Source organism: Nostoc sp. FACHB-110, assembly GCF_014697425.1.
GTDB lineage: Bacteria > Cyanobacteriota > Cyanobacteriia > Cyanobacteriales > Nostocaceae > Nostoc_B.
In genome coordinates this window covers 41528-65493 of sequence record NZ_JACJRU010000045.1, presented here as the reverse complement: position 1 = coordinate 65493, position 23966 = coordinate 41528, and the positions used below count along the sequence as shown (strand labels likewise).

Annotated in this window: 29 protein-coding genes, 1 pseudogene and 2 CRISPR repeat arrays; of the genes and pseudogenes, 13 read left to right on the top strand and 17 right to left on the bottom strand. The window is 41.1% G+C overall.

The features are described 5' to 3' along the window. The first annotated feature begins 92 nt into the window (after positions 1-92). Together H6G69_RS28115 and H6G69_RS28110 are read left to right on the top strand one after the other, a co-directional pair. Positions 93-422 (top strand): DUF5674 family protein, encoded by a 330-nt coding sequence (locus tag H6G69_RS28115; RefSeq protein WP_277883482.1) that lies wholly within the window; start codon positions 93-95, stop codon positions 420-422. Further along, entirely contained in the window at positions 419-796 is a 378-nt protein-coding gene (locus H6G69_RS28110; RefSeq protein ID WP_190692400.1) for a hypothetical protein, read from the top strand. Before H6G69_RS28115 ends, H6G69_RS28110 begins: the two co-directional genes overlap by 4 nt. Before the next feature lie 15 nt (positions 797-811). On the opposite strand, the gene H6G69_RS28105 is transcribed toward H6G69_RS28110, so the two are convergent. The 7 genes and pseudogenes from H6G69_RS28105 to H6G69_RS28070 form a co-directional block, all read right to left on the bottom strand. Then, positions 812-1183 (bottom strand): hypothetical protein, encoded by a 372-nt coding sequence (locus tag H6G69_RS28105; protein ID WP_190692399.1) that lies wholly within the window; start codon positions 1181-1183, stop codon positions 812-814. Between the two features lie 13 nt (positions 1184-1196). Further along, positions 1197-1547: a hypothetical protein gene (locus tag H6G69_RS28100; protein ID WP_190692398.1), complete on the bottom strand. Its 351-nt coding sequence runs from the start codon at positions 1545-1547 to the stop codon at positions 1197-1199. A gap of 52 nt (positions 1548-1599) precedes the next feature. Continuing rightward, complete coding sequence (locus tag H6G69_RS28095) at positions 1600-2079, bottom strand: DUF4326 domain-containing protein (protein WP_190692397.1); 480 nt, start codon at positions 2077-2079, stop codon at positions 1600-1602. A gap of 153 nt (positions 2080-2232) precedes the next feature. Continuing rightward, a pseudogene (locus H6G69_RS34190) lies at positions 2233-2777 on the bottom strand (four helix bundle protein). A gap of 4 nt (positions 2778-2781) precedes the next feature. Further along, positions 2782-3192 (bottom strand): hypothetical protein, encoded by a 411-nt coding sequence (locus tag H6G69_RS28080; RefSeq protein WP_242072213.1) that lies wholly within the window; start codon positions 3190-3192, stop codon positions 2782-2784. 85 nt (positions 3193-3277) lie between these two features. Next, the gene (locus tag H6G69_RS28075) at positions 3278-4264 is read right to left on the bottom strand and encodes a DUF5895 domain-containing protein (protein ID WP_190692396.1); all 987 of its coding nucleotides are present in this window, start codon (positions 4262-4264) and stop codon (positions 3278-3280) included. 58 nt (positions 4265-4322) lie between these two features. After that, positions 4323-4583: a hypothetical protein gene (locus H6G69_RS28070; RefSeq protein ID WP_190692395.1), complete on the bottom strand. Its 261-nt coding sequence runs from the start codon at positions 4581-4583 to the stop codon at positions 4323-4325. Positions 4584-4732: 149 nt separating this feature from the next. Between H6G69_RS28070 and H6G69_RS28065 the strand changes: the two genes are divergently transcribed. Beyond that, positions 4733-5497 carry a flagellar assembly protein H gene (locus H6G69_RS28065; protein ID WP_313952258.1) on the top strand — a complete coding sequence of 255 codons (765 nt, stop codon included), beginning with the start codon at positions 4733-4735 and terminating at the stop codon, positions 5495-5497. Positions 5498-5536: 39 nt separating this feature from the next. Here H6G69_RS28065 and H6G69_RS28060 read toward each other — a convergent pair whose 3' ends face one another. Beyond that, positions 5537-6007 carry a hypothetical protein gene (locus tag H6G69_RS28060; RefSeq protein WP_190692394.1) on the bottom strand — a complete coding sequence of 157 codons (471 nt, stop codon included), beginning with the start codon at positions 6005-6007 and terminating at the stop codon, positions 5537-5539. Then, on the bottom strand, positions 6004-6279 hold the full coding sequence (locus tag H6G69_RS28055; RefSeq protein ID WP_190692393.1) for a hypothetical protein: 276 nt from the start codon (positions 6277-6279) through the stop codon (positions 6004-6006). Before H6G69_RS28055 ends, H6G69_RS28060 begins: the two co-directional genes overlap by 4 nt. Positions 6280-6793: 514 nt before the next feature. On the opposite strand from H6G69_RS28055, the gene H6G69_RS28050 reads away from it, so the two are divergent. Then, the gene (locus tag H6G69_RS28050; protein WP_190692392.1) at positions 6794-7543 is read left to right on the top strand and encodes an SDR family oxidoreductase; all 750 of its coding nucleotides are present in this window, start codon (positions 6794-6796) and stop codon (positions 7541-7543) included. 139 nt (positions 7544-7682) lie between these two features. On the opposite strand, the gene H6G69_RS28045 is transcribed toward H6G69_RS28050, so the two are convergent. The 6 genes from H6G69_RS28045 to H6G69_RS28020 form a co-directional block, all read right to left on the bottom strand. Beyond that, positions 7683-8297, bottom strand: a complete 615-nt coding sequence (locus H6G69_RS28045) for a Uma2 family endonuclease (protein WP_190692391.1) — start codon at positions 8295-8297, stop codon at positions 7683-7685. A 45-nt stretch (positions 8298-8342) separates the two neighbouring features. Then, entirely contained in the window at positions 8343-8546 is a 204-nt protein-coding gene (locus H6G69_RS28040; RefSeq protein WP_190692390.1) for a hypothetical protein, read from the bottom strand. Between the two features lie 45 nt (positions 8547-8591). Further along, on the bottom strand, positions 8592-8981 hold the full coding sequence (locus tag H6G69_RS28035; protein WP_199336306.1) for a hypothetical protein: 390 nt from the start codon (positions 8979-8981) through the stop codon (positions 8592-8594). A gap of 22 nt (positions 8982-9003) precedes the next feature. Next, entirely contained in the window at positions 9004-9534 is a 531-nt protein-coding gene (locus H6G69_RS28030) for a hypothetical protein (RefSeq protein ID WP_190692389.1), read from the bottom strand. Between the two features lie 102 nt (positions 9535-9636). Next, the gene (locus tag H6G69_RS28025) at positions 9637-9939 is read right to left on the bottom strand and encodes a hypothetical protein (RefSeq protein WP_190692388.1); all 303 of its coding nucleotides are present in this window, start codon (positions 9937-9939) and stop codon (positions 9637-9639) included. A 78-nt stretch (positions 9940-10017) separates the two neighbouring features. After that, positions 10018-10578, bottom strand: a complete 561-nt coding sequence (locus tag H6G69_RS28020; RefSeq protein WP_190692387.1) for a hypothetical protein — start codon at positions 10576-10578, stop codon at positions 10018-10020. A gap of 488 nt (positions 10579-11066) precedes the next feature. On the opposite strand from H6G69_RS28020, the gene H6G69_RS28015 reads away from it, so the two are divergent. From H6G69_RS28015 to H6G69_RS27995, 5 genes are all read left to right on the top strand, one after another. Next, positions 11067-11393 (top strand): helix-turn-helix transcriptional regulator, encoded by a 327-nt coding sequence (locus H6G69_RS28015; protein WP_190692386.1) that lies wholly within the window; start codon positions 11067-11069, stop codon positions 11391-11393. Positions 11394-11577: 184 nt separating this feature from the next. Beyond that, a complete protein-coding gene (locus tag H6G69_RS28010; RefSeq protein WP_190692385.1) occupies positions 11578-13260 on the top strand; it encodes a hypothetical protein in 1683 nt (560 codons plus the stop codon). Positions 13261-13347: 87 nt separating this feature from the next. After that, positions 13348-14796 carry a hypothetical protein gene (locus H6G69_RS28005; RefSeq protein ID WP_190692411.1) on the top strand — a complete coding sequence of 483 codons (1449 nt, stop codon included), beginning with the start codon at positions 13348-13350 and terminating at the stop codon, positions 14794-14796. A gap of 600 nt (positions 14797-15396) precedes the next feature. After that, the gene (locus H6G69_RS28000) at positions 15397-17502 is read left to right on the top strand and encodes an alkaline phosphatase family protein (protein WP_313952251.1); all 2106 of its coding nucleotides are present in this window, start codon (positions 15397-15399) and stop codon (positions 17500-17502) included. 31 nt (positions 17503-17533) lie between these two features. After that, the gene (locus H6G69_RS27995; RefSeq protein WP_190692383.1) at positions 17534-18274 is read left to right on the top strand and encodes a PEP-CTERM sorting domain-containing protein; all 741 of its coding nucleotides are present in this window, start codon (positions 17534-17536) and stop codon (positions 18272-18274) included. A gap of 14 nt (positions 18275-18288) precedes the next feature. Here H6G69_RS27995 and H6G69_RS27990 read toward each other — a convergent pair whose 3' ends face one another. Beyond that, complete coding sequence (locus H6G69_RS27990; protein ID WP_190692382.1) at positions 18289-18534, bottom strand: hypothetical protein; 246 nt, start codon at positions 18532-18534, stop codon at positions 18289-18291. Positions 18535-18746: 212 nt separating this feature from the next. Here H6G69_RS27990 and H6G69_RS27985 point away from each other — a divergent pair, with 212 nt between their 5' ends. From H6G69_RS27985 to H6G69_RS27970, 4 genes are all read left to right on the top strand, one after another. After that, the gene (locus tag H6G69_RS27985) at positions 18747-18986 is read left to right on the top strand and encodes a hypothetical protein (protein WP_242072212.1); all 240 of its coding nucleotides are present in this window, start codon (positions 18747-18749) and stop codon (positions 18984-18986) included. 363 nt (positions 18987-19349) lie between these two features. Then, positions 19350-19565: a hypothetical protein gene (locus H6G69_RS27980; RefSeq protein ID WP_190692381.1), complete on the top strand. Its 216-nt coding sequence runs from the start codon at positions 19350-19352 to the stop codon at positions 19563-19565. A 98-nt stretch (positions 19566-19663) separates the two neighbouring features. After that, entirely contained in the window at positions 19664-20077 is a 414-nt protein-coding gene (locus H6G69_RS27975) for a hypothetical protein (RefSeq protein ID WP_242072211.1), read from the top strand. Beyond that, positions 20074-20301, top strand: coding sequence for a hypothetical protein (locus tag H6G69_RS27970; RefSeq protein ID WP_190692380.1), 228 nt, complete (start codon positions 20074-20076; stop codon positions 20299-20301). The genes H6G69_RS27975 and H6G69_RS27970 overlap by 4 nt, the downstream gene beginning before the upstream one ends. Positions 20302-20419: 118 nt before the next feature. Next, a CRISPR array of direct repeats spans positions 20420-21174; the repeat unit is 37 nt; unit sequence GTTTCCATTAATTCGCCTCCACATTGTTAGTAGAGAC. A 368-nt stretch (positions 21175-21542) separates the two neighbouring features. Continuing rightward, positions 21543-22016: direct repeats of the CRISPR family, unit length 36 nt; unit sequence GTTTCCATTAATTCCACTTCCCCGAAGAGAAGTGAC. 406 nt (positions 22017-22422) lie between these two features. Here H6G69_RS27970 and H6G69_RS27965 read toward each other — a convergent pair. Then, on the bottom strand, positions 22423-23964 hold the full coding sequence (locus H6G69_RS27965; RefSeq protein ID WP_190692379.1) for a hypothetical protein: 1542 nt from the start codon (positions 23962-23964) through the stop codon (positions 22423-22425). Positions 23965-23966: the final 2 nt, after the last annotated feature.

Sequence of the window (23966 nt, the reverse complement as noted above, 5' to 3'; positions counted from 1 at the left end):
CTGAATTATTGATATTAAGTCCTAATAAGCGTCCTTACTACCAACAAGGTCAAAGGGCTATGAAGCTTATTTTGTCTGCATTATAGCCCTTTTTGTATCCCCTTAAGAATCGCGCTACACCTGAACAATTTGAGCAAATGCTCTTTGAACACAAGTTTTACATTAAAACAGCAGTCGATATCGAGCGGCAAATACTGGCGGGTGGTGGCAATTTGCACTATGACTGTGAACAGGCTTTACTTGATGATGGCAGCCGACAAGAAAATATTTGGGCAGCCAGTTTTATGCCTTTGACTGGAAGAATGATCTTCGAGTCAATGGTCAATCTTCGCCCACGTCAGAATCGGTCAATGGAGCTAATAGATCCTATCATTAGAGAAAGAGTAGCCCAAATTATTATCGAGTTCTTGGGAAATATATGATCGAAGTGACACCAGAACAACAAATTTTTATGCAAGATGATGTTTCTACTCGCCTACATCATTTAGCAAATCACTTGTCACAAATTCAATCCTTGTGGACTGACGAATCATTATCCCAGGAAGTAATGCTCTCACTAATCAAGGAAAGCCGATACTTTCTTGAGTGGACTGTACCTGACATGGTGCAAGCTGACGATATTGACCGAGCCTGTGAATTAGTTGATCTAGGTCGCCTTTTGACTCGTTGGTTATTTCATTGGGACGAAATATGGTCTGATGCCCAACAAAAGCAAGCTGCGGTTGTTGCAACTGGAGACTGGTTGCGTCGAGTTTTGGAAATAGCTGATACAGAGCCAGAACCACTAAGTGCTTAATTCTGAGGTAATTAATTAAGGCTTGCTAAACTTCTCGTAATCTGGACAAGTATCACCCTCTACTCCTTGCGGGTGAATTGCACATATCAGCTTCACACCTCCATATTCCAAACCATGAAAATTCCGACACCCCCTACAAGGCTTTGGTATTGCTTGAAGCCGTTCTTTTAAAGTTTGGTTAATGTCTTCTTCCACTTGAGATTTCAACTTAAAATTAAGTGCCAAGTTTTGTAAACACATTCCACCAACTACCAAGCAAGTACCTCTAACAAAGGTATTGAATTGTAGTTTTGGTATTAGCCCTTCATACAGGAAAAAACCCCCAAGAATTGCGGCTGTTGTTCCTAAGATTTCACAAGCGATATATGCTCTTTTAAATTTAGACATTCTCTTTCTCCAACTAATTCTCATCAAAATCTAAGCATCCATTTAACAAGGCACTACCTAAAACTCCCGAAATACATACCAACATTCCTCCCAAACAAATATTCTTTCGGGCTTGCCAGTTGTACTGACTGATGATGCTAGAGCTAGAATTAGCTCCGATTATTTCCACACCCCAGCATCCCAATGCACCAATTCCCAGAAATGCTGTGCTTAACAGGCAAACAATACCTACTGATAACAATGCGTTTTCAACAACATCTCTTGCTTTTGAACGTTTGATGTAACGATATCGAATCACAATTGGTCTAGTCTCGTCATACTTTGCTTGATATTTTTGGTTAAACCTTTGATTGTAGTTGTTCATACTTGCTCCTGAAAAAAATAAGACAGCAAAATGCTGCCTAAACTGATAATTGCTATTCCCAAAGACTGTTTAAATTAATGTCTATGTCACAATTGACATCAACTAAACCTGACTCAATCATGTATAGACAAGCGCAATAAAGTATCTGTGTATGGCATTTTTCTAACCCTTTGGCTGGAACATAGTCTTTAGCTTCTATGCACCAGCAAACTAGTCCATCCACCTGATGATTAGAAATTGCGATCGCTAAACATTTCATAAATTGCCAATATCGAAATTCCCAAGGCTGGAGTTGCTCTAAGTTTCTGTCTTTATAACAACAGATTAACTTCCAAAGCCACTGACGATATTTTGACAAAGATTCAGCTAAGTTTCTGACTTTGAATTTAGCTTTTTTGGTGGGTTTCCAAGTAAAGGGATTACCTAATCCTATTAATAATTGCTGGCACAAGTATTCATCATTTTTGGGTCTGCCACAGTAGATCAAACGGGGATTACTAACATAGCCATCACGATATTTGAGGATGTTCATTTGCTTCTTTAAATGCTTTCTCTTTGTTACGCGAAGGCGTTAGATAATGCTCACATCAAAATCAAGCGTCCCCACAAAATCCTCCAGCAAGCACTGGCGAATTGATTTATGCCAAATCAAAACAATTCGCAATTCGCAATTCGCAATTCGCAATTAATTTCGATTATTTATTTTATCTTTGATTTTTCGAGTAGAAGCTACTAAAATCTTGCCAATTTCTCTGGTTTCTTGAAGCAGAAATTCAAACTTAGTTTTCTCAACTAATTCTGATTCTATTAATATTTCCAACCAATACTCAGTTTCTCTCTCTTCTTTAAGGGCAATTTCTAATTTACTAAGAAAGTCTTTATCAGATTGAGAAGATTGAGCTTCTCAGAACAATTCGCAGTTCGCAATTCGCAATTCGCAATTGTAAAATACAAAACACTTGTTGTAAGCATTTTAAGGTTCATTTGGTTTATAAATCCCAATTCAATCAAATACTTACTATCTTTAAATTTGTATAAGCTTGAAATTCTTGCTGATTTAACTGCGAATTGCGAATTGCGAGTTGCGAATTGGGAGGCTGTTCCACTACGAAGTAACTGTTTTGATAACGTTCGGCAAACCCCAGGCTTTTCATCTAAGAAAGTACAAGCTTTAACTATTCTTATCGCCAAAGCTTTTGTTCTATCAGCAATACTAATGTTTTGAGTCATACATTTAACTCCTTTCTGAAAATTGCGAATTGCGAATTGCGAATTGCGAATTGATTATATGGTATCCCCAGTTGAAGTCCCTCATTGCACACAACCAGGGAACAGAAATCAAATTAGGGAAGAATTTGTTAACTACATCCGAGTCAAACTCGGCATTAAAAGCAACCGCGTAGTCAGCTTGTGTCGCCATCTCTTTTAAAAAAACCAGCGCGTTCAAGTAAATAGGTATTGACGGAGTTGTTAATTCTGGCGCAATGCCGTTGATTGCCTGAACGTTGTTTGCTTGAACAGGAATCAAAGTTGAGACAGAAGCAACTGCTCCTTTATATTCACTAACTTGATAGAGTGTGGCTGAGATTTCGCAGGGAGTGTTTTCGTCGTCTGCGGTTTCGGTATCTATGATTAGTAGTTTCATTTTCTCCTGTTGAATTTTTCAAATTTTTTTAACTGTGTTGCCGCAAAAAAATAAGCAGCCCAAGAAGCTGCTTATTTATTGTTAATTATTCAGGCATATCATCTGACCAGTAGCCAACTTCATCATCAGGAGCTTGCATAGACTCCAATTTGTTAATGAAATCTACAAATTCTGCATCAGTTAACAGATGTCGTCCCTTTTTACCATAGTTATCCATTAAGAACTGCTGTCCCTGGGTTGGAGTCCAACCTAAAGCAGAGACGAGTTGTTGTGACTGGCTCATCAGCAAATTGCGATCAAGTGTACCCGCAGGACGGCGCACACCGTTGGCTTCGCTCATCAAACCTTTCTTCCACCATTCAGTAATTGAATCGTGGAGAACAGCTACATCTTGAGCGTGAGGCTGTTTGCCAATACAATAATCTGACCAATTTGAGATGGCTGGTTTTTCAAATCCAACACAGACACAGGCGTTAGAGGCTTGTCCAGCGCGTTCACGCTTTTCAGTTTTCAATGTTGGACAGAATACCCACATTGAATGCCAAAGCAGGGTTTTGGCTTCATACGGTTTTCGCTGAACCTCCGCATAAACTTGTTCGCACTCTTCTCTCCAAGCGATTAACTGCTGGTCAAACGATACCTGGAATACACCCCAGGCTGTGATTTGTACTGGCGCAATGTGCAAAGGATGATTGAGATCATCAACGAAAATCACCATATAGCGTCGGGCGAATTTATAGTTGTTCTTGTCCAAACCATCATTCTTTCGCCAAACATCAATTACTTTTCGGTCGTTGCCATACATCAAAGGTGATCTACCAATCACTAGCATTCGCGGTTGTCTGTAGATAACACCGGGAATGCCGATTTTCTGATCATTCTCATCTAACTTATTAGTGAGAACAGTGAATTGCTTGCCACCATTCAACTCTTTGCCTTCATACCATCCGGCTAATCGCTGGTTTTCATCAGCAATCCAAATCCCAGCAGGTGCAGGAATACTTTTGGCTGCTGGTGTTTTGTCATAAGCTTTATGTTCTTGAGAGTCGAAATCGAATGTTAAAGCTGTCATAGTAGCTGCCTTGTTTACTTAATTCATCAATTACTTGCGAAGCTAATTGCAGTAAAATTTAAAATTCGTCAGTATCAGCTTGATAGGTTTGAGTATGAGATTGCTTATACTTACCCATTTGATAAGCTGAAGCTTTAATCACAGGCAGAGCCGCTTTCTTGACAGAAGCTTTGGCTTGTTCAAACAAGAACTTTGTAGCTCCTTCTGCATCCTCTTCTGGGTCGATTTGTCCCCAAAGTGAACAACCTATCTCTACCGATTCATAATCGCCCAAATTGAATTTTCTTTGATAAGTAACAGAGATTGTTTTGATTTCCATACAAATATTTTCAATCTTTCAATGATTTTCAGCGCAGCTATTCTCTACTAGATAAATTCTTGAAATCATCAAAATTAATCGTTTATAATAATCAATTATAAACGATTTCAAATAATTAAAATCTGCCATCCAACTTAACTAAATAATGAATGATGTTTGACAATACTTGTAAATTGATTGGTGAATTATATTCTACTGATTTCGCTACTTGGTTGTTAGGCGAACCTATGACTTTAACTGTATTAAGCCCAACAGGGTTGACTTGGGAACCAATGCGAACTGATGGTGTAATACTGTTGCAATCAAACGAAGTTGTATTGCATATTCAATTCCAAACGCAGCCTGATGAAAGTCTTCCTTTCGAGATGGCTTATTACTATGTGCGAATATATGAACGCTTTCCTGACAAACAGATACATCAAGTAGTAATTTATCTAGAAAAAACTACATCTGAACAGGTGTATAAGACCACATTTTCTATTGAAAACCTCCACCATGAGTTTGAAGTAATTCGTCTGTGGGAACAATCCCCAGATACATTTATAAAATCCATAGGATTGCTACCATTTGCTGTCTTGAGTGCTACGGGTAACAAAGTTAAAACATTACAACAAGTCGCTGAAACTATTGATAAACTCCCTCAAAAACAAACACAAAGTCATATTTCGGCTGCTACTGCAATCTTAGCTAGTTTAGTTTTAGAGGAAGAAGTAATTGAGCGTTTGCTAAGAAAAGACATTATGCGCGAGTCTATAATCTACCAATCATTTGAGGCTGAAAGAAGGAACAAGAAAGTCCGTGAAATCGCCCTCAACCTGTTAGCCGAGGGCATTAGCATTGAAGTAGTAGCTCGGTCTACGGGCTTACCCCCAGAAGCAGTACAACAGTTACAGCAGCAGCAAACGAAAGAGTAACTTAGCTCTAGTTTGGTTGAGCGATCGCTTCAAAAGTAGCTATTTAGTTAAAGGTTGTTGAATCAAAGCCAGTACCAAGTTTGGTGTTAAAGGACTCCACCGAGGTCTACTGAAACGTTGACCATCCCAATTGAATTGAACTAAAGTAAAGTCTTCTGGTTCTCCAGTTATCCTGCTTCTTTTATTCCGAGGATAATGTTCAATGAACAGAAAATTATTGACTAAATAACGATTGGGTAATAATTCCTGTTTATGGTATTGTTGCCATATTAATGTGGCAACGTTTTCTAAAGAGTTTGTAATGCTTGTGCCTGTGTCTTCTTCGTCCAGATCCGAGCATAAGACAATGCTGGGCATAGAGTAAGACTGATAAATCCGCAGTTGGCATTTGCTATCCCAGCAATTAGGCTTTCTCTGTTGTATTGGTTGTCCTGAACCTTTCCAGGTGAATATAGTGTCAAGTACCAGACTGGGTGAATCAAGATTAATATTTGCGATTTGAGTAGTCATAACTTTGTTTCTCTAACATCAGGATAAGTTGTACCTTCATCTCTTAACTGGCTATCAAGCTGGAGCCAATTTATGATTTCTTCAGACCTAGCTCTTTTGATGTAAAGCTCTTGTAAAACTTTATCTCTTAACTTTTCTAATTTGTCTGCTTCAGAGTAATTATTTTGCAGAAGCATCAACTTATGTTCATCATGCAGTGGGTCTACTGTTGCGATAACTGCATAATTAAATCGCTCCATAATGAAGTCGCGGAGATAATCATGTTCGTTCATAAAAAACGAGATGAAGACCTAAAGTTAGTCTGTTGATTTCTAACTGCTTGACATAAAGGTAAATAGGAAGTGGTAGATTGCCTAAGCCTAATTTAATTTCAGCCATTAGTGATTATCTCCTTAATATTGAATAGTTCATGAATCACATTCAAAACCCGATTAGCATAGTTAATCAACCAGTTTAAATTTCAGGCTTTCAAAATCAGTAGTTTTAAGCGAAGCTATTAATGAGTATGGAAAATATTTAAGTTTGAGCATTTACTTAGTTAATATTATAAACTTGCTGAATTTAAATCTAAAAAATTGACCTGAAAAATCAGACACAATTTTTCTATTTACTATTTCAAAGAAATGAGATTTTGCCGAAATATTGCTCTGTACAATTTACCTAGTCTTTTTTCTAGGTTTCCCTTGAAAAAATTATGTGAGAAGATTGAGCGCAGGCTTTAAACAAAGCTTAAACCTATTGTTATTAAATGTGATGTCATCCCTATTTCAACAGGAGTAATCTAAAATGGGGCAGAACGAAGCGAATCACAAAGTAGCCTTAATCACTGGTGCAAATAAAGGTTTGGGTCTGGAAATGAGCCGTCAACTTGGGCAACATGGATTAAAAATTCTCATTGCCGGACGTAATCTTGAAGCAGCCCAAACAGCCGCAAACGAGCTACAGAATCAAGGGATTGATGCCACAGCACTCGCTCTTGATGTTGGTGAGAGTCATCAAATTCAATCTGTAGTTCAAAAAATTGATGACCAGTTTGGAAAACTTGATATCTTAATTAACAATGCCGGAATATTTCTAGATGGTGACTGGTTGACCAGTAACGCTAGTTCTATTTCTTTAGATATCATTCGACAAACATTTAACACCAACTTTTTTGCTTTAGTAGAACTGACTCAAGCATTGTTACCGTTAATCCTAAAAAGTCCTAGTGGTCGAATTGTGAATATGTCGAGTATTGAAGGTTCTTTAACACTTCATGCTGACCCTAATTCCCCTATATATGATTCAAAACCATTTGCGTATAATGCTTCTAAAGCAGCAGTGAATTCATTTACAGTACATTTAGCCCATGAATTACGCAACACACCTGTAAAAGTCAATAGCGCACATCCGGGTTGGGTCAAAACCGAGCTAGGTGGTGAAGGTGCAATGATGGATATTGAAGAGGGAGCAAAAACCGGAGTCCAGTTAGCCCTGCTAGAAGATGATGGCCCAAGTGGTGGCTTTTTCCATCTAGGTCAACCAGTACCTTGGTAACAAAAGTTAAATTATCAAATGTGGATGCTGTAGTTGAAGCAGCATCCATAATGACTCACCACCTGTGGATCTATCGCCGCTATCCGGTTCCTAATGGGTTTCAGAGAATTATTGAAAAACTGTTTTAAATCTCGACTTTTCACAAAGCCGAATCAAAAATTTGTTGTGCTGTCAATTCCAGTTGGGTAAATAAAGGCGATACAATAACGTCATCCCCCCTAAATACAGTCATTTGATAATCTCCATCAACTAAATTACAAATAGTAACAGTTTGTTGTTTAGGATTACCAGTAAATCTTTTTCCACCGAGTGCAGCATAGTCCACAATCCAATACTCAGGAATTCCCATTTCTTCGTAATCCCTAAACTTGTCGTAATAATCATCTCGCCAATTTGTACTGACTACTTCGACAACAATTGGTACAGATTCCGCTTGCATAACAGTCGATTGTTTGCTCCACAGAGGTTCATTAACAAGATTGCTATGATTTAATACCAAAATGTCGGGAGCATAGGTTGAGTTATTGCTCTCAATTTTGATAAATGCAGTTTTGGGAATGCGAAATGGAAGTCCCATTTGCAAGAATTGAAAGGTGATCTGTGCTGCCAAAAATCCAACAACATTTTCGTGTTCGCCAGTTGGGGGTGGCATTTCGACAATAACTCCTTTATGTAATTCATACTGCATCCCATTTGAGGGATACCACTCAATAAATTGTTCAAAGGTTGTTAAGTTGGGTAGGGCTTGAGTCATCTAGCACCTCCACATATATTAGGTAGTTCATGGGCTGAAGACATCTTAACTCAGGCTACGATCTCGGCTGAGATCAAGTTCATCACCCAGTTGTGCCAAAGGGGATTGACGAAAAAATTCTGAGAGTTTGGTTGGTTGTTGTGAATGAGTATCTTGTATTGTGAGACTTTGGGCTAGAAGTTGGATAATATACAGTTTCTCATTGTGGTCAAGTTGAAGCAGTTGTTGTTCAAATTCTCTTAGCAACATGATAGGGTTAAGCGGAAGATAATTTTATTTTACTTTCACGATTGATTAACCCACTAAATAACGAACAACTTGCGGATCTATCGCCGCTATCCGGTTCTTAATTGGTTTCGGAGGATTATTCAAAAACTGCTTTAAATCGCGGCTTTTGACTTGGTAACAGCTAACAGAACGCTTTTTCGCTTTCAACCACCCAATTCTCACCCATTTAGTAATAGTGCTGGAATGTAGACAAAGAGCCTTAGCAATTTCACTACAACTGTAATTATCGAGAAATGGACGAGTAGAGTAACCCAAAGCATTTAGCTTACCAGCAATAGCGAACTCGGTACGATGATAACCCCGCCTTTTCAGCCGAAAAGCAATCTGTTTGACTGTGAACATTTCCGCCATCTCGTGCAAAGTTGCTAATTCATTTTCATGCCACCTAATGCTCATAATTCAATCTCCTAATGTAGCGTTAGAATTGATTCGGTTCAAGTTCCAATTCCAGATAAGAAAGCGCAGCCTCAGCATCACCAATAGTTAAATCTGGCTGATATCCAAGTGTTAAGTAATCGGGGTGTTTGGCAATTTCTTTAAGGATGAACTTCCCGGCATCAACTAAATCATGCAGAGGTGGATAAGGCGGTTGGGTGCTTTCTTCAACCGTAGAGTTAGCCGCTACAACAGTGACACCAACTGCATTTAATTCATGTTTCAGCATTTGAATTTGGCGTAGACAGGTGTTAATTTCTGTCTCTAAAACTGTCTTTAATTCCTGCGGTGAAAGCAGTTTTATGTCATCCTCAATCCGTGTTTCATCGTCTTCAGTATTCTTATTTGGTAGTAAAATATAACGCCAACCTGCACCATATTCATCGGCTAAATATGTATCTTCGGCGTAATACTTGAGTCCGATTATTTGACCATGTTCTGTCCGTTGTCCAAAGCCAAAGCGGGGGTAATGCCAAACCGGAGGGATTGATACTGTTAATACTGTTGGTTCCATTGTTTTAGTTAGTGAATGAATGATTGGGGAAGGGGGAAAGGGCAAGGGGGAAAGGAATAAAGAACTATCCTTTAACCTTTCCCCTTTAACCCTTTCCCTGATTTACGCTGCAATATCGGGTGTTGCGTTGGTCATACTTACAGCCGAATTATCGAGTGCCACTGCTGCGTTCAACGGCTGGGTGTACTGTTTCTGGTCTATCTCGTTTGTCCAATACGTGATGTGTTGAAACACCAAACCCAGCATTGAATCACCCTTGTAGACACGGTAGATTTTGGGGCAAGCTCCATTACAGTAGACCAGCGTATAACCAGGGATTTCAATTAACTCTGCGTTTGGGTGTGTTGGTGACAGAAGTATTGGTTCGCAGCACTCACCCCAGTCAGGATCTTGAAGGAAAGACATATTTGCTGTATTTTGCATTCATTGTGGTGAGAGAGCGATCGCTGTTGAAGGATGCGATCGCTTTTTTTAATGTCTGTACTACGCTGCTACAGGTTGTCTGATTCCCAACAGTGCAATCGCCTCATCAATATTGATAGCTGTACGGCTCTGCCCCAACGGCCTTTGTTTGCTGTACCATTGATCGGCGCGATTGTATCCTACAAACCCTACTCTTCGGTTGTTGAAGTATAGGGTGGTGCTGAAAGAAAGCCAGTCAATCTCTCCGTGAGTTAAACCGTATTTTTGACAAGCTATTTCTAATTCTTCACTAAGACGGTCGTTGCGTTCTCTTGGGGTTTCTCTTAGTGTTGCTTTAACTTCCTGTACTCTTGTATAAAACCAGTCTCGGTCAAATGGTAGCCGTCCATTATCAACCAACTGCACCCATACAGTAATTCCAGCTTCGATCCAAAGAGTGCGAATTGATTCGGGGTCTACTTCAATAATCTCGGCAATGATGCGGCGGTCACGAGATGTAAGCGGGTCTGGGGTTGGTGCTATGGTTTGGGCTTGCTGATTTATGTACTGCGCGAGTTCGGCTTGGGCTAAATCTTGTTCATTAACACAATATTCTTGCTGTGTATCAGTTATATGCGTCATAATAAAATCTCCATTCACTTGGATAAAAAGCGATCGCTTTGTTTACCAGACAGGGGCGGTCGCTTTTAGTTTTTACGAACGTTGTGGTTGACCACAACGCACTCATCGATATTTGGCGTAGCTGTATTTAAAACCAAACCCAATGGCATTTGAGCATTGCTAAGACAAACACAGAGGGTTGCAGAAGCTAACTATGAATTACTTCTGTTCGTGGTGGATGTCTTGATGGGATTTGGTTGTCAAGATTCAGGGAGCTATGCTCGCTCACATCTTGCTTCTGTTTAATAGCAGGTGATTTGCATTGCTCTATACCCTCAATATTAGTACCCTCATTGGTAGTAGTCAATATGGTAGTAGTTACTTTCTCATAGAGATTTGTAATACTACTGTTGGTTGTACATAAGCTTTGGTAATACCAATAGATGTAAGTCCCTTGTGTTTACAACCATTGGTAGTACCCCCTATAATAGGAGCATTATTTGGAGAGGATGATTGTGTTTATTGCATTAAAAAAATTGAGAGAGGCTGCTGGTCTTTCTCAAAACGACCTAGCTAGAAAAACTGGTTATAGTCCTCAGTTCATCCAAAAAATTGAACAAAATAAGGTGAAGTCTCTAACTTTAGAAGCCGCAGCCAGATTTTGTGAAGCTCTTGATTGCAAGCCTGGAGACTTACTTGAGGAGGGTGAGCCACCAAAGAAACTAGTGATTGACAAAGGTGCTACCTTAAATGCTCACTCAGCAAAAGAAGCATCCCAAAGCCACAAGCGAAAATCCGAGCAAAATTCGGAAGTTGATCTACTAAAAGCAGCCTAAAACTTGAGAGCGACCGCCCGCCGACCAAGCAATGCGATCGCCGACTCAGATTGTTGGGCAACAAAGTGAGCTAGATATATGCTGACACATTTTTGGTGGAGTCCAAAGAGCAGTATCAGTGTTCACTTTGGTTAAATTGCATACCCTGTTTGTTTTTGTGCGTTTACCATAGTGGGCAAGAAATATGCTGACACTAGAAAAAACATCAACGCTTCCTTACAGTGTTCTCAACAGCAGCATTAAAGAAACCTTCACTGCCATTGACCGTTTTGAATGGCAAGCCGTTGATGAAATTCTCGAAATGCGAGATCAACAACTGTATCGTGAAGCTGGCTACAAATCTTTTGAGGAATACTGCTCTTCTGAGTTATCCGCCTGGGGTGGCTATCGACGCATCAACCAACTGTTAGGAGCGAAGAAAGTCAGGGACACAGCCGATGAATTGGGCGAACACATCAAAAATGAGCGTCAAGCCCGTTCACTGCTGCGTTTGGTTAAGGAACCAGACAAGTTAAAGCAAGCGGTTGTGATCGCACTGTCTGAAAATCCCTCACCCAGTGAATCAGATTTTGCATCTGCCGCCAATAAAGTAGTTCCTCGGCTCCCACGCCAAAAAACTATTGCTCAGGAACCAATGGTTCCTCAAATTCAGGAACCAATAGTTCACCCTACTCAGGAACCAGTGGTTCCTCAACCTGCCACCGTCACGGTTACGTCACCAACTCATCCAAGATACGGACAATCAGGAACCATCTCAGCTGACCCACCCAATCAAAGACAGCAGATTGTTACGTTTGAGGATGGCAGCAGGGAACTGGTGAACAATGCGGATTTGAGTAATGACGCAATTGAGCCATTTACCCCTGAGCGAACTTACCCCAAAGAATACGCCGAAGCGATCGCTCAACTGAAACAGCAGCACCAGCAAGAATTGGAACGGCTGGAGGAAGAATTGAGGGTTGGCTTGCTCTCAGAAGCCAATGCCAGAGCCGAAAAACAGGTACAAGAACAACTAGCCGCTTTACAAAACCTGTTTCAGAAACAAAAGGAAGAGAACATCCAGTTGCAGCATCGGCTTTTTGAGTTGGAAGGACTGAGGCAGTTAGAACTGGAGAACCAACGATTACAACGACGTATTCAAGATTTAGAGAACGCCCTTGAAGAACGTCCTGCTCAGGAGTGGGGCAATACTCTTACCAAGCAAGCAACTAAGGCTCTCAATAAGCAAGTCAAGCAAGCCTTAGACCAAACCATTGATCTGAGATCGCTTGCCCAGGAACCACCGAAAGAAAATGCCCAAGAGTGTTTACGGCTGATGGGCATCGCTTTAGGGAATTTGGCCACAGCTATGAACAATACCCAAGCATTGGAAGCTGCTGCAATCATCCTCGGCAGTGAACCAACACCAATTGCGATCGCATATCGAGCCGAACAGCTACAACTCATTCCTCAAGCAGTTAGCGATATTCGGGCTGTGCTTGCCAAGCCTGGGTGTAGGTGGTGGGATTATTTAGAAGTGGCTACTGAGTATGAGGTTATCAAAGCCGACTACTGGGCAGAGTTAACACCCCAGGAAACAGAGTTAATCACTGCTTTGGAGAAAACCGAATCCTCACTCATTGCGGAACCAATGGTTCCTGAAGAAACCCTTACCGAGTCTGGTTCTTCTGATGGCGAAGTGATTGGGCTGGGTTCTATCGTTGCCCATGCCGACATTTACTGTGCCTTGTATAACGCCAAGGGTGAAGTCATCGAAGACATGGGTGATGAGGTTTGGGTGGCGTGGGAGCATTGGCGAGACAAGCCCAAGAAAACTGACCGTTACTTCAAGGATGAACTGCGTTTCTGGAAAGAAACAAACCAGTAAATAGGACTCGCTTTCTACAACCGAAGAACTGAATGCGGCATTGCAACTATGTCGCTCGTATTGTCATGCCCAATTTTAGGAGAAAATATGACTACAGCATTGAAGGCAATTAAAGGTGGCCAAAATAAAGGCGATCGCAGAACAGAGGAAAAGCCAGTTCGACCCCACTGCAAAATATCGATTGAGGACATCAACTGGGTGAGGCAGCAACCGCCCTGTGTGCAGCAGTTGTGGTTAGACTCGGTTGCAGCAGAACAATTTGGTGGGTCTGCTCACAAATTGGATACCAATCTCACCTATAAGTCATTGCAAAAAGCGGGTGCTGCGTTGACTGCTCAAGGTTTATTTCAGTATGAGGAAGTGTTTGGCCGATTGCCTTCTGGTAGACCTGGGCTGATTGGGTATCGTGTCCGTAACCTGCACGGTTATTACAATCGCTTCTATTGGGAATCGTCCACATCAGGCGAAACCAATTCTTGTGACGAGAAAGCTGTCCACGCCGGGAAGGAAATCAACCACACCGGGAGGAAGCAAAACCAACCCGAAGTGAAACAAATCCAGCCCGATTTGGAACAATTCCAAAAGAATGGTCAAAAAAGTGAGGATTTGCAAGGCTTCCAGAAACCTAACAACGTTTCTAACTACTCTTTAACTACCTACCAACCACCCACTAAGGTGGTTGGTAAGGTAGTTAGTTCTTCCAGCAATAGCGAAAATTCGCATGGTGATGAGACGGCTGACGCATCCTTGAGGGATGCGTCGCCTCAAACCCTTAAAAGCGTGGAAGAAGAAAAAGAAGAGTTACCTGTGGTAACGGACTGTACATCGCTAACGCTCGTGGATGATGTGCCGAGTCAATCCGCTTCGTTGTTGGAAAAGAAGGAAGAATTGGGTGTTGACCAGGAAATTAGTCATGAGGACAATTTCTCCGCCGCCCCTGCTGATTCAAATTTAGAAAACCTCAGTCAGACCCAAAACCAAGCTCAACCGGGACTGTCTGCTTCGTTAGTGGAAAAGAATAAAGATTTAAGTGGTGATGCGATCGCACATTGTGAGGACACTTTTTCCGCCGCGCCCGTCGCTTTAAATTTAGAAAACCTCAATCAGCCCCAAAACCAAGCTCAACCCAGTCTCTCTGCTTCATTAGTGGCAAAGAATGAAGATTTGGGTGATCAAGCGATCGCACGCTCTGAAGACACGGTTTCCGTCGCCCCTGCCGTTCCAGAAAACAGCCATTCCGCCCCGTCCTCCCAGGAACCAAAAGCCCTTCATGATGGGGTTTGTGCTGTGGCGGCTGACTCCGATCCTGAAAAATGGTCTTATGAGGCTGTTGTCGAGCGATCAAGAATACGACCCTGGCGCATGAACAAGCTCAAGATGGCGGAACAATGGCGCGAAAATCCAGGGGATGATTTTCTGATGGAATGCTGGGCGGATGACCCTGCTTTGAGGATTGTGATCAAGAAATTGGTGGCGAAGTGTCCGCAGTGGGGGTTGGTAGCGGCGGATGGGGTGCTGGTGAAGTGGGAGGAATAACATCAGCTACCGATTAGTTGCATATTTTAGCAATCGTTCCCAATCCCAACGCCATACAGTCTCTACCGTGATTTCTTTACCGTTGGCGAATTTAGATAAATGCTAGAACACCGATTCACTAATCCCCAAAACTAGGTTTTTGTTCTAAAAAAGCCCAGATTTTCGTTGGAGTATATCAAAGAAACTAGGGTTTTTCGCCATAACTTTGAATACTGAATCGGTGTTCTAGTGCTTTAGTCATATATAAATTACTACTTTTGGAGTATAAACAACTTGCGTAATCAAAATTACCTGTCTAAAACTTTTCAGACATCCTCTAAGACTAAACTTGTACATCAGCAAAAATCTTGATTATCTGTAATTATCGGCAATTATTTTTTTATATAAAAACAGTACTGCTCTACTTAAAACTTTCATAGTCTTCTGTTAACCTACTGTCAATATATGTAAGAAAAATTTATCTCAGTGAATTTACAGTATCGTACTTACGGAGGACTAGTGAGCAGATATTTAAATCTCTATAGAATAAACCAAGCATTTCACTGGCTAGGGAAGACTTTGAGGAATAAATTACTCATACGCCTATTTACGATAGTGCTAGTGACTTTCTTTGTTAGCTTAACTGTACATTCCATAGCGGCTCAAACGGTATTAAACACACCACGCCCGAAAGTGATTTTGATTTCTTTGGATGGAGCAACACCAGACTTTGTGGAAAAATATCTCAAAGAAGGTGTACTGAGTCCTAAGCAAGGCTTGGGACTGCTGAAAAGCCAGGGAGTTTATGCCAAGAGAAACATCACCTGTAGCGCATCTCTAACAGCAGCTTGTCATATAGCCATTGGTACAGGTTCAACCGCAGCTCGCAATGATATTAATTCTAATACATTCCACTTAGTTGCTAGTCCATTTAATTCTAATATCAGTGGTTTTGGCGCTCCCATCGGTGGTTATTCTACTTTTGGCCCGACTGCAAGTCCACAGCCTAGCGCCGAACCAGTGTGGGTTGGACTCCAAAGAAATGGTAAGCAAGTTGTAGCGGCTACTTTTCCGGGCGCGGATGGGGTTGACGTAAAAGTACCGGGTTTAACAAATAGTCCAATTATTGACCCTGCCAGTAGAAGAACTGTATCATATACGGTTCCTTTCGGTGCTTTTGGTGGGGTAGGTGCAAATGGTTTTAGTTTAACCGCCGCTAACTTTAGTCCGGCTGCTAGTCAGATAGTTAGTCAACTCAAGAATGCAGGAAGAGTTTCTTACAGCCCTATCCAACAAGCTGTTTTAAGCGATCGCTTTACAGTTGGTGGTGTGAATTATGATATCCAAGTGGCGGCATTAGATACAACCAATGACCGTCAAACTAACTATGACACCCTAGTCTTCTTTGATGCTCAAATTGGTATTCCTGCTGGGCCTTTCAGCTTACCATCAACTGGCCCTGCGTACGTGAAAGCGCGGGATCGCCGTTCCAGCGTATTTTACCTTGAAGGTAGCTCCAATCAAGCAGGAACAGCATTCTATGTTAGCAATCTCGCCCCTGATCTGAGCGTTGTCCGCATCGCCCGTTATTCCGCTAACGCCATTCCGCAAAATCCCGCAGTCCAAGCTACTGTGAATGACGTTCTTAAAAACGTTGGCTTCTGGCCTCCCCAAGCTGATTTTCGGATTGCACAACGCCTCAGCCCTGGATTTACAAATTTCCCCGACAGTGAAGTAGAAGCCATTTACCAAGACCAAGTGCAACTGTTTGTAGACTACCAAACTCGACTGGCATTGAGAGCAATCAACCAAAACCCCAATGCCGATTTGGTCATGGTTTATATTGAACAACCAGATGGCTCAGAACACCAGTTTCTATTAACTGACTCTCGCCAAGCTAGTGACCCCACAAATCCCCTATCTATTGGTTTAGGGCAAGATAAAGCCAAAGTCACCCGCTATAAAAACTATGTACAGACAGCTTATCGGGCTGCCAATAATGCTGTACAACGGATCATTGAAGCGGTGGGGACAAATCCCCAAGGTAGACCCAATAGTAATATTTTAGTTGTTTCCGACCACGGTTTTTCTGCCTTCTATACAGAAGTTAACCTCAACAACTACCTCAGAAATAAAGGTTTTGATTTAACTAAAGTCCGTGCGGTGACATCAGGCCCAGCCGCCAACGTATATATCAACCTGCAAGGGCGTGAACCCAACGGCGTTGTCACTCGTGCTGAATATATAAGTCTCCAACAACAAATCGTCACAACTTTGCGGGAACTGGTAGACACCAATCCTAACTATGTCCGGGGAAGACAAAAACTGGGAGTTTTTGACGAAATATATGCCCGTCCTCTACCAGCTAATTTAAACGACCCAAGTTTTGGACTGGGTACAAGTGAATTTGTGGGTCAGGATACTGGTGATGTCTTTGCCATCATGGGTGAAGGATATAACTTTGACGGCAGACAAAACCCGGTTGTAACTCGTTTAGGCGACACCGATAACTCAGTTTTTTCCGTACCTAGTTTTTATGGCGCACATGGCTACGATCCCACCATCCCTAATCTCAGTGCCATTTTCTACGCCGCAGGCCCCGATATCAATCGTCGTGGCAATATCGGCACAATTCGCAATATCGATATCGCCCCAACTATCAATAGTTTACTAGGTGTTCCTTCTGCCCCAACGGTTCAAGGACAAACCCTCAATCTCAAAAACTAACTACTTGATTATTTGCGGAGTGCCGAATATCATGTTCAGATTGCATGAGTGCAGAAATTATTCAACTTTACTAGCAATTACAGCAGGCTTAATTAGTTTACCTACTGCTTTCATCTCTGCACCAGCTTACGCGGGTTTGCGTAACGGCAGCTTTGAAACAGGTGATTTTACTGGCTGGAGTACAACAGGCAACACCAGTATTAAAACTGCTAGTTTTGGTAGTCAACCAAAACAAGGAAACTTTCAAGCTTTAGTATCCACAACTGCCGATGGTCGAACTGCTACTCCAGGTGAGTTGGAAGATTTCTTAGGGTTAGAACCATTCAGTTTAGATAATATCAACGGGCCGATATTTAGTGGTTCGGCATTGCAGCAGGAGTTTTCCGCCGTTGCTGGGCAAACCCTCAGCTTTAACTGGAATTTCCTCACTAATGAAGCCAGCCAGTCTCCTAACTTTAATGGCTTTGCTTTCGTCAAAATCAACAAATCTACACAAAAACTAGCTGACACATTTTCTACCTTAATTCCTAGTTCTACATTCTTTGTCAGTGAGACTGGATATCGCACTTTTTCCTACACCATCCCCACTACAGGCAACTATTCTTTAGGCATTGGTGTGGCAACTGTAGGTGATGCTTTTGGTGGATTTGGTATCCTTGTAGATAATGCCGCTTTAGTACCTGAACCTGGGTCTGTTGTAGGTTTAGTAGCTATTGCTTCAGCAAGTCTCGGTAACACCCTTAGACGTAGAAAAAAGAAACATTACAAGTAGTAAAGCTCTTATAACTATTTGGTTAAGCCTCCCGACTGCGGGAACCCTCTTTTTAAGCGGGTAGAATAATGAGGTACTGGTGGTTGCCCTTTAGGGGAATCTGTATAAAGTTTGCTCAGTTCTTTTTGAAATTCCTCATTGAATAACTCATGGCGATATTGCCGTAAGAACGTAAACAACTTTGCTCTTGTAATGCGCTTAACGATACTTTGCTCTATTGCTGATAGTTCTATTGGTGGGTTCCAATTTTGGGATCGCATACTTAGATTGAGGCAAGCTTTGGCACATTTATTACCTGAATCTACCCAAATAGGGTTATGCCTCTCCTTGAGATTTTATTAAATATCGCCCACAACTTGTTTATCGCTATAAGGTTTGGCTGGCAGGCGTTTTCTCTGCTTTCTGATTAAATGCAGAGATTCAGTGTACAGTCAAACGTTACTGGCAGAATGTACCGGGTGCGATCGCGTATTTGAAAGAAGCGATACGGACTTGGAAAGGGATCAAGTCACCAGAAGCTGTGTTTGTGGCTGCTTGTAAAGAGGGACGGAAACCAGAAGCACAGCAGGCTAAGTCTGGTGTAAGTGTTTGGTTTGAGTGGGCAAGGAAAAACAGGATTGTAATTGCGATGTCGGGAGACACTGTATACACGCCGGATGGGGAGGCGGTGGCGTTGGCGGAAATGATGCGGCGGTTTCCGGTGGGTAATTGAATGCGGCAACGAGTTTGTGTAAAGTCCTGGGCTGGATTTTCTCATTGAGTGGTGGAACAATAACCCCACCTTACAGATTGTAATTAAGGAATTGGTGAGGAAGTTTCCGCAGTGGGGCTATGTAGTGGTGAATGGCGAGTTGATTGAATGAGAGCGAGAGTAAAACACTCAAATGATAGAGCAAACGATGCCTTCGATAAACACAATCAAGCTTGTTAAAGTATTGTCGCGTGCTTTTAGTGTCTGATGGATAACAGCAAGCTTACAAATTGGTCATGAATAATTACTGCTGTTGTGGCAGAAATTATAAATACTTTTATATAATGTAATTGTAAAATTTATAACCAGTATACGCTAAAAAAGATGGCGCAAACTTGGACTCATGGAAGCGAAGATAACGAAACCTGTCCAAACTGTAATTCTATTTATAGAGTAACTACTTTTCGTTTACCAACGAGAGATTCAGATTACTTTGATTGTCAGGTTTGTGGTTATAGAATAAGAGAGTGGAATGATACAGAAGTTCCTAGTTTTACGCTTATTCAGCGTGGTCAGGCTGAAGAATCAGAAAACAAATAATTTGTTTTTTTAGCTCTTTCGTAATATAACTTTCATCTGTCACATGACTGCGAGTGACAAAAAATTTGCGGTTCTCTCATACGTGTTATGCGTCATAATTGCGATCGCTGCTTGAGCCGATTGAAAAATCAATCCAGCCCAGTAACCAGGAAGTTCAAGAGGTATTGCAGCAGTTACGAGACATTCCCTGTACCCCACAGTTCCGGCTTAATGCAGAGATTCAGCGCACAGTCAGACGGTGCTGGGCAAATGTACCAGGGGCGATCGCCTATCTCAAAGAAGCAATACGAACTTGGAAAGGAATCAAGTCGCCAGAAGCCGTGTTTGTCGCAGCTTGTAAAGAAGGTAGGAAGCCGGAGTCAGCACAGGTTAAATCTGCTGCGAAGGATTGGTTTGAGTGGGCGCGGAAAAACAGGATTGTGATTGCGATGTCGGGTGAGGTCGTGTATACGCAGGAGGGTCAGGCGGTTGCGGTTGCGGAGATGATGCGGCGGTTTCCGGTGAAGGAATGACGTTACAAGTAGGTGTGATTGCAGCACGGACAGAGAGTAAACCCTGGCGGATACAGAAGCTTAAGATGGCGGAACAATGGCGCGAAAATCCAGGGGATAATTTTCTAATGGAATGCTGGGCTGACGACCCTGCATTGCGGATCGTGATCAAGAAGCTGGTGACGAAGTGTCCGCATTGGGGGCTTGTGGCGGCGGATGGTGTGCTGGTGAAGTGGGATGAGTAGCGTCAGCTATCGATTAGTGGCATATTCGAGAACTCGTTCCCACTCCCAACGCTATGCAGTCTCTACCGTAATTTTTTTGCCGTTGGTGAATTTAATGAACTCTGTACCATTGTCGTAAAACACATTTAATTCGCCTCCACATTGTTAGTTGATGGTAAACCAGGACGGGACGGTAAGGACGGGTTTCCATTAATTCGCCTCCACATTGTTAGTAGAGACCTTATCTTTCAAAATACGTTGGTAAGGGTTCGCTTTCTGATGTTTCCATTAATTCGCCTCCACATTGTTAGTAGAGACACTCTGGCTCTATTCTGCGCCATGATAGCATCTTGTTTCCATTAATTCGCCTCCACATTGTTAGTAGAGACTACCGTAACTTTACTGTCCCTGCGGGTATTTCAATGTTTCCATTAATTCGCCTCCACATTGTTAGTAGAGACTAGCTGGCTCCCCTGTACACCTTAGCAATGCCGATGTTTCCATTAATTCGCCTCCACATTGTTAGTAGAGACATTTGTATGCTCCAATGGATCAAAGATTCTTTTATGTTTCCATTAATTCGCCTCCACATTGTTAGTAGAGACACGGCACTAACTAGCTTGCCTAGTCAGAAATATACAGTTTCCATTAATTCGCCTCCACATTGTTAGTAGAGACGACAGTCCGGAGAAATGCAGACAGACGATGAGGTAGTTTCCATTAATTCGCCTCCACATTGTTAGTAGAGACCGTTTTACGCTCGTCCCAAATTTGATTCTGATTTTGTTTCCATTAATTCGCCTCCACATTGTTAGTAGAGACATTAAAGTCTGCTGAGAAAACCGCCAACCCCTGCTGTTTCCATTAATTCGCCTCCACATTGTTAGTAGAGACTGCTGGGGTTGAGAAGGTTTAAAAAACAAGACTTACAGCCCCAGTTTTTGCGGGTCTCATTCAAAACTACTGTTTCAGCCATTGCCTGTCAAGTTCTCTCTTGCTCAAAAACGCTTCAAATATAGTCTAAATAAGCTTTCTAGAGTTTTCGCGGATGTCGTTTTGGTTAAAAATCGTTCAAAGGTAGTTTTAGTAAGCGTTCCAAGCTCCAATTTCGACTTCTACAAAAAAACAACTACAGATCCGCGAAAAAACTGTTGGGGGAGTGAAATATAAGTGCGATCGCCCAGTGAGTTAGTCCAGGAATTTTTGATTCCCTAACCAGAAGTGACTCTCAAATGCGGATATAGCTTGGTTTTCACTACATTGTTTCCGTTAATTCCACTTCCCCAAAGAGAAGCGACGACCTTGCTACTTACACCAACTGGGTAACTATCAAGTTTCCATTAATTCCACTTCCCCGAAGAGAAGTGACTTCTTTATTTTTTCTTGATTACTTTCTCTATAATTCTTATGGTTTCCATTAATTCCACTTCCCCGAAGAGAAGTGACAGGTGAAAAAAATTATGTCTAGGACTGAAATCTATATGTTTCCATTAATTCCACTTCCCCGAAGAGAAGTGACTTAAAGGATGGTAAATTTGATTTCAACGGTAACGCGTTTCCATTAATTCCACTTCCCCGAAGAGAAGTGACGTTGTAGTTAAAGTTTCTGGAAGTAAAGAAAATATCCAAGTTTCCATTAATTCCACTTCCCCGAAGAGAAGTGACGGACTTGAGTGCTGCCGTGCAGACCGCCCAGTCGTGTTTCCATTAATTCCACTTCCCCGAAGAGAAGTGACCCTACCCACTTTAAACCTAGACAGGGACGAATGTACAGATGCCATTTGCGACGGGGTATGAATTAGCAATCACTTTTTCTGCCATAGGGGGAGGACAAAAGCTCTGAAACACTTGCCCAGAAAGACATCGACGGGGTAAACGAGATAATGCTACTTTCAGACTTTTTCTGACCCTGCCGCAAATTAACAAACTACAACTGTGGAAGTTGAGTATTTGTTTAGTTACTGGCTGGGCTGCGTTCATTGATTCGTCCTCAACATATTAGAGAACAAGCGATAGCTGCAATTAAGAATAAAATGGTGTTCCATTTTCTATTAATTTAATTTCCAATAAAGCTCATACCACAAACACTTTTATAATGTAGTGCTTCACTTCTAGCAGAAGTGAGATTACATTTGTTATAAGCTATTTAAAGGAATTTGCTATTTCTTGCAGCTTATTGTTTAATTTTTCTCTTTTATAAAATAAATTAAAATAATCAATAGCATTTATGAAAGGCTGTTTTACATAATTGGCATAAGTATCTAAAACATTATTTACACTAATACTTTGTTGATAACCTAGTAAATATTTAGCAACATCAATATCTTCTACACCCCGTAAATTGTGCATAAATTGGTTGCGTAAGTCATCATCAAATATTCTATTATCATCGCAGTACCAGTCTAGTAAATTCCAACTAGGAAAATTACTGTCTAGATTCTTCAGCCATCCAATCAAAAAAGAATTTTTATTAATTATTTTATTATTTTTATAATTATTAAATTTCAGTTTCTGCCATACACTTTGTTTAAAAGATATATGCTCACTATCGATAGAACTACTTAAGCACAAGCCTGAAGGAACCCATTCTAATAGCTCACAGACTTTTTTTGGAGAGTTATTTAAGATAACTGTATCCTTTATGAGAGCTACTTTTGAAAGTATTGCTACTTTCAAAAATGTTTCTTGACTAGCCGCAAGTAATGTAATTCCTTGTAGATAATTTTTTTGACCAAAGAAAAAGCTTATTAGGTCGAGTGCATCAATAATACGTTGAGTCGCTTGAGGAACAGTTAATTCTTGACTACTATTAGCCAAAGGATTATAAAGATTAAAAAAGTCAACCATGCTATTCAGTTCAGCAATGGCAGACTGGCTGATTCCATCTATTTGCTCTAAGATTTTAAGTGCAGCCCCAGGGAAACCTGTGATAATTAGTTGTCTTGCTTTCTGAATCTGCATTCCTCGCCAATAACTAGAACTAGCAATCTCATCTGATTCAGATTTTTGTTGATAACTTTCATCAAAATATTGATTACTAACTATAAATTTGACATCTTTAAATTTACCTAAACTGACAAATTGTACAGCAGAAGATGTAGCAGGTGTCCCAGCTTGATGGCTGACGTAAGCAGTATAATTTGACTCTAAATCTAAATCATCAAAAACTTTAGTTACCAATGATAAAGTTGCATCCCAGTGATCTATTCCTTTATTTTCTGTTTCAGGAGCTAGAGTAACAAATTCTGGTTGACACTTAAAAATAGCTTGATGCTTCTGAAAATACCACTTTAATAAGGGTTCTATACTAGAGGTATCTTGCCAATAAGGTGATTTTTCATGTATTCTTTGCTCTTGATAATGAAAAATTTGTGCTTGGTCTGTAAGTAAAACTATAATTTTTTTAAGCTTGATTTCTTCTTTCTCAAAATACTCACGATACGTATCAAGCAAAGGAAAGCTTAAATCATCGCCATAATAGTCTGGATATTTGGCATAGACTTGACCTAATACTCTCGCTGGTACTGTGAAGCCAACACTTTCATTATCTTTATCTCGTGGGGTTGCACAAGCAAAGTCCCAACATTCTAAATCATCCCTAACTTCTTCATGAAATTTTCCCCAATTCAGGTCATGTTGAAGAATGACATCACTATTCCCAGTAGTTACAATCCAAATATTCATAA